This window comes from Brachybacterium sp. YJGR34, assembly GCF_003347015.1.
GTDB lineage: Bacteria > Actinomycetota > Actinomycetes > Actinomycetales > Dermabacteraceae > Brachybacterium.
Genome location: NZ_PNFB01000037.1, coordinates 1 through 14122, shown reverse-complemented (window position 1 = coordinate 14122; position 14122 = coordinate 1). Strand labels below are relative to the sequence as shown.

The window sequence follows — 14122 nt, the reverse complement described above, 5'->3', positions numbered from 1 at the left end:
GTCGAGACCTCGAGCAGCGGCTCGTCGACCTCGACGGTGTCGCCGACGGCCTTGAGCCACCGGGTGACGGTGCCCTCGGTGACGGACTCGCCGAGAGCCGGCATGGTGACCTCCTCGCCGGAGGCAGCCCCACCGGAGGAGTCGGCGGGCTTCTCGGCCTCGCCGGCAGGAGTCTCCTGCTCGGTGGAGGGAGCGGCGGTCTCGTCGGAGGCGAGGTCTTCGCCCTCCGACGCGTCGGCGGCCGGCTCGTCGGCCGCGGCTCCCGCATCGTCGGAGCCGGCATCGGCGCCGGAGGCGCCGGAGCCGTCGCCGATGACGACGAGATCGGCGCCGACCTCGGCGTCGTCGTCCTCCTCGACCAGGATCTTCTCGATGGTGCCCGCGACGGGCGAGGGGATCTCGGTGTCGACCTTGTCGGTCGAGACCTCGAGCAGCGGCTCGTCGACCTCGACGGTGTCGCCGACGGCCTTGAGCCACCGGGTGACGGTGCCCTCGGTGACGGACTCGCCGAGTGCCGGCATCTTCACGGTTTCGGACATGGGGATTCTCCTCCTGGGGGGCTCAGGCGTGGGCGTGCAGCGGCTTGCCGGCCAGCGCGAGGGCGGCTTCGCCCAGGGCCTCGTGCTGCGAGGGGTGACCGTGGATGAGGGAGGCGACGTCCTCGGGGTACGCCTCCCAGTTGACGATGAGCAGGGCCTCGCCCATGAGCTCGGAGGTGCGCGAGCCGATCATGTGGACGCCCACGATCGGGCCGTCCTTCTCGCGGACCAGCTTGATGAAGCCGGTGGTGCCGAGGATCTGGGACTTGCCGTTGCCGCCGAGGTTGTACTCGTAGGTCTCCACCGCGTCCGCGCCCAGCTGCTCGATGGCCTGCTTCTCGGAGAGCCCCACGGAGCCCAGCTCGGGCTCGCAGTAGGTGATGCGCTCGATGCCGGACTCGATGATCGGCGCCGGGTTCAGGCCGGCGAGGCGCTCGGCCACGAAGATGCCCTGCGCGAAGCCGCGGTGGGCCAGCTGCAGGCCCGGGACGATGTCGCCGACGGCGTAGATGCCGGGGACGCTGGTCTCGAGGGTCTGCTTGTCCGCGAGCACGAAGCCACGATCCATCGAGATGCCCTGCTCCTCGTAGCCCAGGCCCGAGGTGCTCGGACCGCGGCCGACGGCGACCAGCAGGTAGTCGCCCTCGAAGACCTTCCCGTCGGCGAGGGTGACCTTCACGCCGTTCTCGTCCTGCTCCGCCTTCTCGGTGAAGACGCCGAGGGAGAAGGAGATCCCGCGCTTCTTGTACGCGCGCTCGAGCGCCTTGGACAGCGCCTCGTCCTCGTTGGCGACCAGATGCGGCAGGCCCTCGACGATGGTGACCGACTCCGCACCCAGCGACTTCCAGATCGAGGCGAACTCGACGCCGATGACGCCGCCGCCGAGGATGATCGGGTTCTTCGGGACCTCGGGCAGCTGCAGCGCCGCCTCGGAATCCAGGAAGCGGCCGCCCAGGTCGATGCCCGGGAGCGTCTTGGAGTAGGAGCCCGAGGCCAGGATGATGCTGGCGCCCGTGAGCTGGCGGACGCCGTCCGCGGTCTCGACCGAGACGGTGTTCTTGCCGGTCAGGCGACCGAAGCCCTCCACGTACTCGACCTTGCGGGACTTCACCAGTCCCTGCAGGCCCTTGTGGAGGCGGCCGATGATCTTGTCCTTGAAGCCCAGCACCTTCGCCGGGTCGATCCCGTTGAGGGAGAGGTCGATGCCCGCCTCGGCGGCCTCGCGCGGTGCGTCGGCGAGCTCGCCGACGTGCAGCAGCGCCTTCGTCGGGACGCAGCCGCGATGCAGGCAGGTGCCGCCGAGCTTGTCCTTCTCCACGAGGGCGACCTTCTGTCCGAGCTGGGCACCGCGCAGCGCGGCCGCATAGCCGCCGCTGCCACCGCCCAGGATCACCACGTCGAACTGGTCAGTGCTTGTCTCCGCCACCTGTGTGCTCCTCGGTGTCTACGTGTCCGTGCGGTGCTCGTCGCGACCGGGATGGCCGTCGGCGCCGCCTGCGTGTCCCATGCTAGGGCACCAGGCGACGCCGGACGGACCGCGGGCTCAGATCGATCGCCCTCGTCGCCGGGGTGATCGGGAGGCGGGGATCACTCCGCGGCGGCGGAGGCGACGTCCTCGAGGACCTGGAGCACCGTGCGGGTGCTCATGCCGGTCCCGCCCTTGCCCATGTAGCCCAGCGGCGCGGAGGCGTAGCCCGGCCCCGCGATGTCCAGGTGCGCCCACGGCGTCTCGCCCACGAACTCCGCGAGGAAGATGCCTGCGGAGAGGGCGCCTCCCGGCCGCTCGCCGATGTTGCGGAGGTCGGCGACGCGTCCCGTCAGATCGGCCCGCAGCTCAGCGGGGAAGGGCAGCGGCCAGAACGGCTCGCCGGTGGTCTCCGCGGCGCTCATCACGGCGTCGCGGCCCGCGGCGGTGCCCATGACACCCGCGGTGCGCTTGCCCAGGGCGACCACGGCCGCACCGGTGAGCGTGGCCACGTCCATCACCAGGTCGGGCTCGTCCGCGACGGCGTCGACGAGGGCGTCGGCCATCACCATCCGCCCCTCGGCGTCGGTGTTGAGGACCTCGACGGTCTTGCCGTTGCGCATGGTGACGACGTCACCGGGGCGCTGCGCGCCGCCGCCGGGCATGTTCTCGGCGAGGGCGAGGTAGGTGGTCACCCGCACCTCCAGGCCCAGCGTCGCAGCGGCGACGGTGGCGGCGAGCACGGTGGCCGCGCCGGTCATGTCGGAGGTCATGTCGTCCATGCCGGCGGCCGGCTTGAGCGAGATGCCGCCGGTGTCGAAGGTGATCCCCTTGCCGACCAGGGCGACCGAGCGCCGTGCCGCGGCGGGCGCGTAGTCGAGGCGCACCAGGCGCGGGGGACGGGTCGAGCCCTGTCCCACGCCGACGATGCCGCCGTATCCGCCCTCGGCGAGCTGCTGCTCGTCGAGAACCGTCACGGTGATCGGGAGATCGGCGACGAGCTCCTCGGCACGGCGGGCGAACTCGGCCGGGTACAGCAGGTTCGGCGGGGTGTTGACCAGGTCGCGCACGATGGTCAGGGCGTCGGCGAGCACGCCGGCGCGGGAGACGGCGGCCTCGACGGCAGCGGGATCCTCGGTGACCAGGGTGATCTCGCCGAGTGCGGAGCGGGGCGCCGAGGATCCGGTGCCGGTCTTGTGCGCGGTGAAGGCGTAGGCGCCGAGCGCGGCGCCCTCGAGCGCCGCCGCCTGCTGCTGCGCGGTGCCGCCGGGCAGCGCGATCGCCGCATGGGAGACGCCGGCCAGCGAGCGGGCCGCGGCACCGAACGCGAGGCGGAGGTCCTCGAGGGAGGCGTCCGCGAGATCCTGCTCACCCGTGCCGACCAGCAGCAGGGAGGAGGCGGAGGCCAGCGAGAAGGAGGGGATCCGGTGGAGGTCGCCGCGACCGGCCGAGGCGTCCAGACCGGCGATGGCCTCGGTGATCGCGGGGGAGCCGGGCACGGTCGACGGGGCGTTCTCGCCCCCGGGGAGCAGGGGGAGGACCAGGACATCGGCGGTGACGTCGCGCAGAGGGGCGTCGGACAGAGTCAGTGTGGGCATGGCTCTATCGTAGGGGCGGCCCCGACACAGGACGGCACCGGCCGGCGCGGTGACGACCCCCGTCCCGAGGCCGTCCCGGAGGCCTCCGGAGCGCGACCCGCGCCCGGAGAGGAGAGCGGAGGATCCATGACGGTGCTGAGCATCGCGGTCACGCTGATCGGCGGCCTGACCGCCCTGGCGGGGCTGTACTACGCGCTGCGCGACCTCAGCGCGGACCTCGTGCTGCTGGGGCTGTGCGCCCTGCTGGTCCTGGGATGGATGGCGCTGGGGATCGCCCTGGGCGTGGAGGATCTGGCCGGCGGCGGCCCGCCGGACCGGGTGACGCTGTACGGCTACCTCGCCACCGCGCTGGCGATGTGCCTCGGCGGCGGGTGGGCCGGGGTGTTCGAACGCAGCCGCTGGGGGAGCGTGGTCATCGCCGTGGTGGCGCTGGTCTCTCTCGTGCTGCTGATGCGCCTGCACCAGATCTGGCCGGGAGGGTTCGCATGAGCGGCGCGCACGGCAGGCCGGCGGTCGAGCGCGGCCGGGGCTTCGAGATCGTCCTCATCGCCGTCTACGCCCTGTTCGCCCTCTCGGCGACCGCGCGCAGCGTGACCCAGATCCTCCGCGATCTGATGGCCGCTCCCGTCGCCTACTCCCTCTCGCTGCTGGCCGCCGTCACGTACATCGCGGTGGCCCTCGCCCTGATCCGTCATGGGCGCCGCTCGTCGCTGGCCCGGGCGCTGTGCCTCGTGGAGCTGGCCGGGGTGCTGGTGGTGGGGACGCTGACCGTGCTCGACCCGCAGCTCTTCCCCGATGCCACGGTGTGGAGCGTCTACGGCCAGGGCTACGGCTACGTGCCGCTGCTGCTGCCGCTGGTGGCGCTCGCCTACATGGCTCTGGCCGGACGTCGGGCGGAACGACCCGAGGAGCGCGCGCGCTGAGCGCGTACCGTATTCCCGTGACCACCTCCGACAGCTCGCGCCCCGGGGCCTACGCGGCCCTGTTCCGCCACGTCCTCGCCCGGCTGGACCCCGAGCAGGCGCACCGCCTGACCGTGCGGGCGCTCGCGACCGCGCACGCCCTCCCGGGCGGCCCGGCCGCACTGCGGGCCGCCTTCGGCACCCCCGACCCGGAGCGGGACCCCCGGCCGACCGTGCGCGTGCTCGGCGCCGAGCACCGCAGCCCGCTGGGCCTCGCCGCGGGCTTCGACAAGGACGGCGAGGTGCCGCTGGCGCTGCTGGACCTCGGGTTCGGACACGTCGAGGTCGGGACCGTCACCGCGAAGCCGCAGCCGGGCAATCCGCGGCCGCGCTCGTTCCGCCTGGTGGAGGACCGCGCCCTGATCAATCGGATGGGCTTCAACAACCACGGCGCCCAGGCCCTCGCCCACCGCCTCGCGACCGCTCGTCGCACCGAGCGCGGACAGCGCGCCGTGATCGGCGTGAACATCGGCAAGTCGAAGGTGACCGCCCTCGAGGACGCCGCCGCGGACTATCGCTTCTCCGCCCGGCTCCTCGCCCCGTACGCGAGCTACCTGGCGATCAACGTCTCCAGCCCCAACACCCCGGGACTGCGCGACCTGCAGGGGGCCGAGATGCTGCGCCCCCTCCTCGAGGCGGTGCTCGAGGAGGCGAGGGCCTCCCGGCGCCGCCTGGCCCGCGACGTGCCCGTGCTGGTGAAGATCGCTCCCGATCTGCACGACGAGGACGTGCAGGCCGTGGCGGAGCTGGCCACCGACGTGGGACTGGCCGGAGTCATCGCCACCAACACCACGATCGCCCGTCCGCCGTCGCTGCGCACCGATCGCGCCCGCATCGAGGGGATCGGCGCGGGCGGTCTCTCCGGCCCCGTGCTCGCCGAGCGCTCGCTGGAGGTGCTGCGACTGCTGCGCGAGGTGCTGCCGCAGGACGCGGCCGTCATCAGCTGCGGGGGCGTGACCACGGCCGCCGACGTCCGCGCGCGGCGCGAGGCCGGTGCCGATCTGGTCCAGGGCTACACGGCGATGATCTACGAGGGCCCCGCCTGGCCGGGCCGGCTGGCCCGTGAGCTCGGTCCCCTCGGCTGACCCCGCGGTACGGCGCGTCACCGCGGCGTCCTAGGCTGAGGGGATGGACGAGGACCTCTTCTCCCTGGGCGGGAACGATCCCGCGCCGCGCACGCTCTCGGACCGCAACCGGGACCACCGCGCCCCGCTCGCGGTCCGGATGCGCCCGCGCACCCTCGAGGAGATCGTCGGCCAGCGCTCCGTGCTCGAGCCCGGCAGCCCGCTGCGCCGCCTGGTGGCGAGCGACGACTCGCGCACCGCGCCCAGCTCCGTGATCCTCTGGGGGCCGCCGGGGACGGGGAAGACCACGCTCGCCTACGTGGTCGCCCAGTCCGGGGACCGCGAGTTCGTGGAGGTCTCCGCGGTGCTCGCCGGGGTCAAGGACATCCGCGAGGTCGTCGACCAGGCGCGCTCGCGGCTGCGGACGGTGGGCCGCGAGACCGTCCTGTTCGTCGACGAGGTCCACCGTTTCTCGAAGTCCCAGCAGGACGCCCTGCTGCCCAGCGTCGAGAACCGCTGGGTCACGCTGATCGCGGCCACCACGGAGAACCCCTTCTTCTCGGTGATCTCCCCGCTGCTGTCCCGCTCGATCGTGGTGACACTCGAGTCCCTGGACCGGGAGGACCTCGACCACCTCGTGGACCGCGCCCTCGAGGACGAGCGCGGCCTCGGCGGGGCGGTGACCCTCGAGGACGAGGCGCGCGAGGCGCTGCTGCGGCTCGGCGGAGGGGACGCCCGCAAGATCCTCACCTCCCTCGAGGCCGCCGCCGCCGCGGCCCTGCTGTCCGAGGGGCGCACGATCGATGCGGCCACCCTCTCCCAGGCCGTGAACCGCGCCGCCGTGCGCTACGACCGCGCCGGCGACCAGCACTACGACGTCACGAGCGCCTTCATCAAGTCGATGCGGGGCAGCGACGTCGACGCCGCGCTCCATTACCTGGCGCGCATGATCGAGGCGGGGGAGGACCCGCGCTTCATCGCCCGCCGCGTCGTGATCGCCGCGAGCGAGGAGGTCGGCATGGCGGACCCGAGCGCCCTGCAGGTCGCGGTCGCCGCCATGCAGGCGGTGCAGATGCTCGGAATGCCCGAGGGCCGCATCCCGCTGGCCCAGGCCGTCGTGCACATCGCCACCGCCCCGAAGTCCAACGCCTCCTACCGGGCGCTGGATGCCGCGATCGCGGACGTCCGCGCCGGCCACGGCCAGGGTGTGCCGGCTGCGCTGCGTGACGCCCACTACGCCGGCGCCTCCACGCTCGGCCACGGCGAGGAGTACCTCTACGCGCACGACGCGCCCCATGGCGTGGTCGCCCAGCAGTACCCGCCGGACGATCTGGTGGGGGTGGACTACTACCACCCGAAGGAGCACGGGAACGAGGAGCGCACGAGCCGACGGGTGCAGGCGCTCCGTCGCATCCTGCGCTCCCGGCCGCCGTCGCCGCCGCGCTGAGCGCCCTTGCGGGTCCGTGACGCGGGCGCCTCTGTGGGGCACTCCACAGCACCGCCCGCGTGACCAGGGCCGTCGACCGTGGACCGGAGGGTCGGGCTGCGGTAAGGTGGGCCGCTGAATCCGCGGCTGCAAGACTGGATTCACCACACGCGAACAAGAGGTAGACCTCGTGACCAACGTCACCCGCGCGCGCCGGCAGGCGCGCCTGTCCCGAGCCCTCGGGCTCCCGCTCACCCCGAAGTCGGTCAAGTACTTCGAGAAGCGCCCGTACCCCCCGGGCGAGCACGGCCGTGCCCGCCGCCGCACCGAGTCCGACTACGCCGTGCGCCTCAAGGAGAAGCAGCGCCTGCGTGCGCAGTACGGTCTCCGCGAGAAGCAGATGCACCGTGCGTACCTGGACGCCCGCAAGGAGCCGGGCCTGACCGGCGAGAGCATGGTCGAGCTGCTCGAGATGCGCCTGGACGCGCTCGTGCTGCGCGCCGGCTTCGCCCGCACCACGCTCCAGGCCCGCCAGGCCGTCGTGCACCGCCACGTCCTGGTCGACGGCCAGATCGTGGACCGCCCCTCCTTCCGTGTGAAGCCGGGGCAGACCATCCAGATCAAGCCCAAGAGCCAGGCCATGGAGCCGTTCCAGATCGCCGCCGAGGGTGGCAACTCGGACGTCCTCGCCTCTGTGCCCTCGTACCTCTCGGTCGAGCTGCCCGAGCTGAAGGCACAGCTCGTCGCGCGCCCCAAGCGCGCCGAGGTCCCCGTGACCTGCGACGTCCAGATGGTCGTCGAGTACTACGCGCGCTGACCTCTTCACCGCGGCTCGAAGGCCCCGGCGGGTGTACTCCGGTACCCTGACCGGGGCCTTCGTGTCCGCTCTGCCCGCAGCCCCAGCCCGCGGGCCCGCCCTCAGCAGTTCCAGGAAGGACCCTTTCGACCATGCGCACCTCCGAGATCCATCGCCGCTGGCTCGACTTCTTCGCCGCGAAGCAGCACGAGATCGTCCCCAGCGCCTCGCTGGTGTCCTCCGATCCGTCGATCCTCTTCACGATCGCCGGCATGGTCCCCTTCATCCCGTACATCGTGGGGACCGAGAAGGCTCCCTACGCGCGGGCCGTGAGCGTGCAGAAGTGCATCCGCACCAATGACATCGAGAACGTCGGCCGCACCACGCGCCACGGCACCTTCTTCCAGATGGCCGGGAACTTCTCCTTCGGCGACTACTTCAAGAAGGGCGCGATCGACTTCTCCTGGGAGCTGCTGACCACTCCGCAGGCAGACGGCGGCCTCGGCTTCGATCCCGAGCGACTGTGGTTCACCCTGTGGGAGAAGGACGAGGAGTCCTACCAGCACGTCACCGAGGTGATCGGCCTGGATCCCGCGCGCGTCGTGCTGCTGCCGTGGGAGGAGAGCTGCTGGGACACCGGCCAGCCGGGTCCCGCGGGCTCGACCGGCGAGTGGCACTTCGACCGCGGCAGCGAGTACGGGCCCGACGCGCCGAGCGGCCGGGTGCCGGAGTGGCCCGGCAGCCCGGATGCCGAGGACCGCTACATCGAGATCTGGAACCTGGTCTTCGACCAGTTCCTGCGCGGCCCGGGCCCGGGCAAGGACTACCCGCTGCTGGGCGAGCTGGACCAGAAGGCGATCGACACCGGCCTGGGCGTGGAGCGGGTGGCCTACCTACTCCAGGGCAAGCAGAACATGTACGAGATCGACCAGGTGTTCCCGGTGATCGAGACGGCCCAGGAGCTCTCCGGGCGCCGCTACGGCACCGATGCCGAGGACGACGTCCGCCTGCGCATCGTGGGGGATCACGTGCGCAGCGCGCTGATGCTGGTCGGCGACGGCGTGCGCCCCGGCAACGAAGGGCGCGGCTATGTCCTGCGCCGCCTGATCCGCCGCGCGGTGCGCTCCATGCGTCTGCTCGGCTACACGGAGCCGGCGATGCCGGCGCTGCTGCCGGTCTCGAAGGACGCCATGGTCGAGTCCTATCCCGAGCTGGAGGCGGACTTCCCGCGCATCAGCGACATCGTCTACACCGAGGAGGAGGCCTTCCGTCGCACCCTGGTCACGGGCACCGCGATCTTCGACCAGCTCGTGGGCGACGTGAAGCGGGAAGGCGGCCGCTCGGTCTCCGGGGACGACGCGTTCCGCCTCCACGACACCTACGGCTTCCCGATCGACCTGACCGTCGAGATGGCCGACGAGGCCGGGCTCTCCGTCGACGAGGACGCCTTCCGCAGCGCGATGCAGGAGCAGCGCGAGCGTGCCCGCGCGGACTCGGCGGCGAAGAAGTCCGGCCACACCGACACCGCCGTGTACAACCGTCTGCTGGGCGAGCGCGGCGAGGACGTGCCCTTCCTCGGATACACCGAGTCGAGCGTCGCGACGACCGTCGAGTCCGTCCTCGTCGACGGTGCACTCGTCGATTCCATCGACGCCCCGGCCGAGGTCGAGGTCGTCCTCGCGGCCACCCCGTTCTACGCCGAGTCCGGCGGCCAGCTCGCCGATCAGGGTCAGATCGCCCTCGGTGGCGGCGGCCTGTTCGAGGTCGACGACGTGCAGAAGCCGGTGCGCGGCCTGATCGTGCATCGCGGCCGTCTCGTCGAGGGCAGCCTCGCCCCGGGCGTCTCGGCGATCGCGAGCATCGACCTCGAGCGCCGCGGGGCGATCGCCCGCGCCCACACCGCGACGCACATGGTCCACCAGTCCCTGCGCGAGGAGCTCGGCGACGGGGCGACCCAGGCCGGGTCCGAGAACTCCCCGGGCCGCATGCGCTTCGACTTCCGCTTCGGCCAGTCGGTCCCGCGCAGCGCGCTCGAGCAGATCGAGGGCCGGGTGAACACCCTGCTGCAGGACGAGCTGGTGGTCACCGATCAGCAGATGCCGATCGACGAGGCGCGGGCCCTGGGCGCCCAGGCCCTCTTCGGGGAGAAGTACGGGGACATCGTCCGCGTGGTCTCGATCGGCGGCGACTGGTCCCGCGAGCTGTGCGCGGGAACCCACGTCGCCAGCACGGGAGCGATCGGCAGCGTCCAGCTGATGGGGGAGGCGTCCATCGGCAGCGGAGTGCGCCGCGTGGACGCGCTCGTGGGCCTGTCCGCCTACCGCCACCAGGCCAAGGAGCACGCCCTGGTCTCCCAGCTCTCGGAGATCCTCAAGGTGGGGGCGGCGGAGGAGCTGCCCGAGCGGGTCCGCTCCCTCACCCGGCGGATGAAGGACATGGAGAAGCAGCTGGCCGCGATGCGCGGGCAGCAGCTGCAGGCCGCGGCCGGCACGCTGGTGGACTCCGCGCAGGATGTCGCCGGGGTGCGCCTGCTGGCCCATGACGCGGGGGAGGGGATCGCCGCCGGCGATCTGCGCACCCTCGCGCTCGATCTGCGCGCCCGTCTGGGGGAGGATCACCCGGTGGTCGTGAGCGTGGCGGGGCACGAGGACGGCCGCGCCGCGCTCGTGATCGCCACCAACGGCGCCGCGCGCGAGCAGGGTCTCGCGGCCGGGACGCTGCTGCGCACCGCCGCCGCGGCCATGGACGGACGCGGAGGCGGGAAGCCGGACATGGCCCAGGGCGGCGGCGGCGATCCCGCGCTCGTCCCCGCGGCTCTCGCCGCGGTGCGCGGCGAGCTCGAGGCGGCAGCGACCGCATGATCGGTTCCGACGGCGTCCAGGATGCCGCCGGCCTTCCCCGGGGGACGCGTCTCGGGGTCGACGTGGGCGATGTCCGCGTGGGGCTGGCTCGCAGCGATCTCGACGGGATGATCGCCACGCCGGTCGAGACGCTGGAGCGCGGCACCGCCCTGCAGCGCATCGTCCACGAGGCGCGGGAGCTCGAGGCCCGTGTCATCATGGTGGGGCTCCCGCGGTCACTGGACGGCTCCGAGGGAGCGGCGGCCGGCAAGGCGCGCGCCTTCGCGGGCGAGCTCGCCGGGCTCGTGGCGCAGGACCCCCGGACGATCGAGGTCCGGCTCCTGGACGAGCGCCTCACCACGGTCTCGGCGCACCGCGCGATGCATGCCTCGGGCCGGAAGGGCCGTAAGCATCGCCAGGTCGTCGACCAGGTGGCCGCGGTGATGATCCTGCAGCAGGCGCTGGACATCGAGCGCTCCCGCGGCGAGCGTGCGGGCGAGCGGGTCGAGGTCGACCCCGCACCGTCCGACGGCACGGACGGCGAGGGATCGCGCGAGGGGGAGGCCCGATGAACGAGGAGCACCACTCCTTCGACGAGGTCGCGTCGTCCCAGGACGAGGGCCGGCGCAGCACCGGCCGCGGTCGTCGTCGCGGCGCCCCTCGTCGTCATCGCGGCCCGCTCGCCCTCCTGCCCGCGCTCCTGGTGCTCCTGGTCGTCGCCGGGCTCGGAGTGGGCGGATACCAGGGCTACCAATGGGTCACCTCGAATGTCAGCCTCCAGGGGGAGGCCGCGGACTATCCCGGGCCGGGCACGGGTGAGGTCATCGTCGAGGTCTCCGAGGGGGACACCGGCACCGATATCGCCGGCACCCTGGTCGAGGACGGCGTCATCAAGTCCCCCGGCCCCTTCATCTCGGTGTTCTCGAACACCCCGGACGCGTCCTCGATCGAGCCGGGCATCTATCGGCTGCAGCGCGAGATGAACTCCGCGGACGCGCTCGAGGCGCTCATGGACCCCGCGAATCTCGCCGCCTACCGGGTGATCGTCCCCGAGGGTCGGCGCCTGTCCCAGGTCTGGGCGCAGCTGTCGGAGGAGACGGAGATCCCCGTCGAGGACTTCGAGGCCGCCGCGGAGGACTACACCTCCTACGGCATCCCCGAGAACTCGGCCGGCACCCTGGAGGGCTATCTCTGGCCCGGACGCTACGACATCCCCGAGGACGCCACCGCCGAGGACGTCATCGCGATGATGTGGGCGCCGATGGAGCAGCAGCTGGTCGACCGTGAGATCCCCGAGAGCCAGTGGCACCGGACCCTCACGGTGGCCTCCCTCGCGGAGAAGGAGGTCAGCCGTGCGGAGGACTACGGCAAGGTGGCCCGCACCATCGAGAACCGCCTGGCCGGCGTCGGCGAGGCGGGCGGGACGCCGATGAAGCTGCAGTTCGACTCCACCGTCCACTACGTGACCGGGAGCGCGGACAGCGTGGCGACCACGGACGAGGAGCGGGCGACGGACGACCCGTACAACACCTACGTCCACACGGGCCTCCCGCCGGGGCCGATCGCCGCCCCCGGCGGCCCGGCGATCGAGGCGGCGGCCGCCCCGCCCGAGGGCGACTGGCTCTATTTCGTCACCGTCAACACCGAGACCGGGGAGACGAAGTTCGCCGCCACCTGGTCCGAGCACGAGGAGAACGTCGCAGAATGGCAGGCATGGGAGCAGTCGAAGGGCTGAAGGTACGCCGCTTCGCGGTGCTCGGCGCGCCGGTGGGACACTCGCTGTCTCCCGTGCTGCATCGCACCGCGTACGAGGTGCTCGGCATCGAGGACGTCCGCTACGAGCGTCACGAGGTTCCCGCCGGAGCGCTCGAGAGCTTCCTCAGCGAGGGGGCGGGACGGGAGCTGGCCGGCGCGAGCGTCACGATGCCCGGCAAGCCGGAGGCCTTCGCCCTGGCGTCGAGCGCCGATCGCACCGCGCAGGAGCTGGGGATCGCGAACACGCTGCTGCGCACCGACGACGGGCAATGGCATGCCGAGAACCACGACGTGCACGGCATCGTCGCCGCGCTGGAGGACCACGGCGCCGCCGCACCTGAGGTCGGGGCCGTCCTCGGCTCCGGGGCGACGGCGCTCAGCGCGGTCGCGGCGCTGCACCGCCTCGGCGCCCGGCAGGTGATGCTCTGCGCCCGCAGCCCCCGCAAGCTCGATCCGCTGGAGCAGTTCGCGGCCGAGCGATCCCTCGAGGTCGTCCGCATCCCGTGGGAGCGTCACCACGCATTGCTCGCCGCCGACGTCCTCATCAGCGCCCTCGCCGTCGAGGGCGCTCGCGCCGTCGCCGCGCGGTGGGACGAGCACGGCGATCTCCCCGTGCCCGGAGTGCTCCTGGACGTGCTCTACGACCCGTGGCCCGCCCCCGTGGCGCGGGTGGTGGGGTCCTCGGGGGGCGAGGTCGCGGACGGCCTGGAGATGCTCGCCCATCAGGCGGACATGCAGGTCCGTTCCATGCTCGGGGTCCCTGACGCCCCGGTCGTCGAGATGCTCGCTGCGGCTCGCGCCGAGCTCGCCCGTCGGCACGACGACTCGGCGATCTGACGCCGCCCGGGACGCCTGGTCCCTTGCCCGTCCGGTAAAGCGTCGGTAAAGTGACGATCGCCCGACGGACCACCGTCGGCATCGCAGGACCCAGCACGAGGATGTGACCCATGGACCTGGACCGAGGGATCGGGAACGAGACCGCGACCACGGATTCCCCGCCCGAGGCGCCCGCCGCGTCCGCCCAGCGCTCCGCCGCGCACCCTTCGCCGCTCGGCCCCGACGTCACCACGCCGATCCTGCGCCGCTGCACGGCCCTGGCCGCACGCGCCCGCGTCGACCTGCTCACCGAGAGTCGCCACGCCGCGTCCGACGAGCTCGAGCAGCTGCTGACCTCCATCGTGTCCTGGGACCCGCGCTCCGTGGTCGACCCCGATCCGACGATGGTGGTCCTGGCCGCTGCTGCACTCCAGGACCTCGCCGACCCGCTGCCCGCCGCGGTGCGCACCACGCTCGGTGCGCGCCTCGACCGGGCGCTGGAGCTGCTGCACGCCGTCCTGGACGGGGCGCGCATCGATGCGATGGCGTGATTGTCTTCACGTCGTGCCTGGCAGAGGCGGTTTCGAGTGCGCATCCCCGCCCGGTGCGTGCTACTGTTCTCGAGTCGCAGAGACGTGCACCTGTCCGGGTGGCGGAATTGGTAGACGCGCTAGCTTGAGGTGCTAGTGCCCGTTTTAGGGCGTGGGGGTTCAAGTCCCCCCTCGGACACTCGCTGTGAAGTCTCGGGACATCGTTCGCAGATGTCTCGGGACATGGTTCACGAAGAAGGGCCCCGGTTTTCACCGGGGCCCTTCTTCTTTGGCTGGTAGCCGCGGGTGGTGTCGATGGTGAACTCGGCGA

Annotated in this window: 13 protein-coding genes and 1 tRNA gene; 11 read left to right on the top strand and 3 right to left on the bottom strand. The window is 72.3% G+C overall.

Going from position 1 to position 14122, the window contains the following annotated elements:
• From CXH06_RS18155 to CXH06_RS18145, 3 genes are all read right to left on the bottom strand, one after another.
• Nucleotides 1-539 (bottom strand): biotin/lipoyl-containing protein (locus CXH06_RS18155; RefSeq protein WP_304650814.1); only part of this gene is annotated, 539 nt, incomplete at its 3' end.
• A gap of 22 nt (nt 540-561) precedes the next feature.
• Nucleotides 562-1965: a dihydrolipoyl dehydrogenase gene (lpdA, locus tag CXH06_RS18150; protein WP_114856611.1), complete on the bottom strand. Its 1404-nt coding sequence runs from the start codon at nt 1963-1965 to the stop codon at nt 562-564.
• Between the two features lie 161 nt (nt 1966-2126).
• Nucleotides 2127-3602, bottom strand: a complete 1476-nt coding sequence (locus CXH06_RS18145; RefSeq protein ID WP_114856610.1) for a leucyl aminopeptidase — start codon at nt 3600-3602, stop codon at nt 2127-2129.
• Nucleotides 3603-3728: 126 nt separating this feature from the next.
• Here CXH06_RS18145 and CXH06_RS18140 point away from each other — a divergent pair, with 126 nt between their 5' ends.
• The 11 genes from CXH06_RS18140 to CXH06_RS18090 all read left to right on the top strand — a co-directional run bounded on the left by CXH06_RS18140 (nt 3729) and on the right by CXH06_RS18090 (nt 13990).
• The gene (locus tag CXH06_RS18140) at nt 3729-4091 is read left to right on the top strand and encodes a hypothetical protein (RefSeq protein WP_114856609.1); all 363 of its coding nucleotides are present in this window, start codon (nt 3729-3731) and stop codon (nt 4089-4091) included.
• Nucleotides 4088-4525, top strand: a complete 438-nt coding sequence (locus CXH06_RS18135) for a hypothetical protein (protein WP_114856608.1) — start codon at nt 4088-4090, stop codon at nt 4523-4525. Before CXH06_RS18140 ends, CXH06_RS18135 begins: the two co-directional genes overlap by 4 nt.
• Nucleotides 4526-4536: 11 nt before the next feature.
• Entirely contained in the window at nt 4537-5649 is a 1113-nt protein-coding gene (locus CXH06_RS18130) for a quinone-dependent dihydroorotate dehydrogenase (RefSeq protein WP_369833002.1), read from the top strand.
• Nucleotides 5650-5692: 43 nt separating this feature from the next.
• Nucleotides 5693-7075, top strand: a complete 1383-nt coding sequence (locus CXH06_RS18125; protein ID WP_114856606.1) for a replication-associated recombination protein A — start codon at nt 5693-5695, stop codon at nt 7073-7075.
• A 169-nt stretch (nt 7076-7244) separates the two neighbouring features.
• Nucleotides 7245-7871, top strand: a complete 627-nt coding sequence (rpsD, locus tag CXH06_RS18120; protein ID WP_114856605.1) for a 30S ribosomal protein S4 — start codon at nt 7245-7247, stop codon at nt 7869-7871.
• A gap of 131 nt (nt 7872-8002) precedes the next feature.
• Nucleotides 8003-10711, top strand: a complete 2709-nt coding sequence (gene alaS / locus CXH06_RS18115; RefSeq protein ID WP_114856604.1) for an alanine--tRNA ligase — start codon at nt 8003-8005, stop codon at nt 10709-10711.
• Nucleotides 10708-11262, top strand: a complete 555-nt coding sequence (ruvX, locus tag CXH06_RS18110) for a Holliday junction resolvase RuvX (RefSeq protein ID WP_114856603.1) — start codon at nt 10708-10710, stop codon at nt 11260-11262. Before alaS ends, ruvX begins: the two co-directional genes overlap by 4 nt.
• A complete protein-coding gene (gene mltG / locus CXH06_RS18105) occupies nt 11259-12425 on the top strand; it encodes an endolytic transglycosylase MltG (RefSeq protein ID WP_114856602.1) in 1167 nt (388 codons plus the stop codon). The genes ruvX and mltG overlap by 4 nt, the downstream gene beginning before the upstream one ends.
• Nucleotides 12404-13282, top strand: a complete 879-nt coding sequence (locus tag CXH06_RS18100) for a shikimate dehydrogenase (RefSeq protein WP_157975824.1) — start codon at nt 12404-12406, stop codon at nt 13280-13282. Before mltG ends, CXH06_RS18100 begins: the two co-directional genes overlap by 22 nt.
• Before the next feature lie 110 nt (nt 13283-13392).
• Nucleotides 13393-13812, top strand: a complete 420-nt coding sequence (locus tag CXH06_RS18095; RefSeq protein ID WP_114856601.1) for a hypothetical protein — start codon at nt 13393-13395, stop codon at nt 13810-13812.
• Between the two features lie 92 nt (nt 13813-13904).
• Nucleotides 13905-13990, top strand: a tRNA-Leu gene (locus tag CXH06_RS18090).
• The last annotated feature ends 132 nt before the right edge of the window (nt 13991-14122 follow it).

What these genes read in the sequence shown, in the direction of transcription:
- ruvX (WP_114856603.1), top strand. Translation starts at nt 10,708, where the DNA reads ATGATCGGTTCCGACGGCGTCCAGGATGCCGCCGGCCTTCCCCGGGGG.
- mltG (WP_114856602.1), top strand. Translation starts at nt 11,259, where the DNA reads ATGAACGAGGAGCACCACTCCTTCGACGAGGTCGCGTCGTCCCAGGAC.
- CXH06_RS18095 (WP_114856601.1), top strand. Translation starts at nt 13,393, where the DNA reads ATGGACCTGGACCGAGGGATCGGGAACGAGACCGCGACCACGGATTCC.
- CXH06_RS18100 (WP_157975824.1), top strand. Translation starts at nt 12,404, where the DNA reads ATGGGAGCAGTCGAAGGGCTGAAGGTACGCCGCTTCGCGGTGCTCGGC.
- CXH06_RS18145 (WP_114856610.1), bottom strand. Translation starts at nt 3,602, where the DNA reads ATGCCCACACTGACTCTGTCCGACGCCCCTCTGCGCGACGTCACCGCC.
- CXH06_RS18135 (WP_114856608.1), top strand. Translation starts at nt 4,088, where the DNA reads ATGAGCGGCGCGCACGGCAGGCCGGCGGTCGAGCGCGGCCGGGGCTTC.
- alaS (WP_114856604.1), top strand. Translation starts at nt 8,003, where the DNA reads ATGCGCACCTCCGAGATCCATCGCCGCTGGCTCGACTTCTTCGCCGCG.
- CXH06_RS18140 (WP_114856609.1), top strand. Translation starts at nt 3,729, where the DNA reads ATGACGGTGCTGAGCATCGCGGTCACGCTGATCGGCGGCCTGACCGCC.
- CXH06_RS18125 (WP_114856606.1), top strand. Translation starts at nt 5,693, where the DNA reads ATGGACGAGGACCTCTTCTCCCTGGGCGGGAACGATCCCGCGCCGCGC.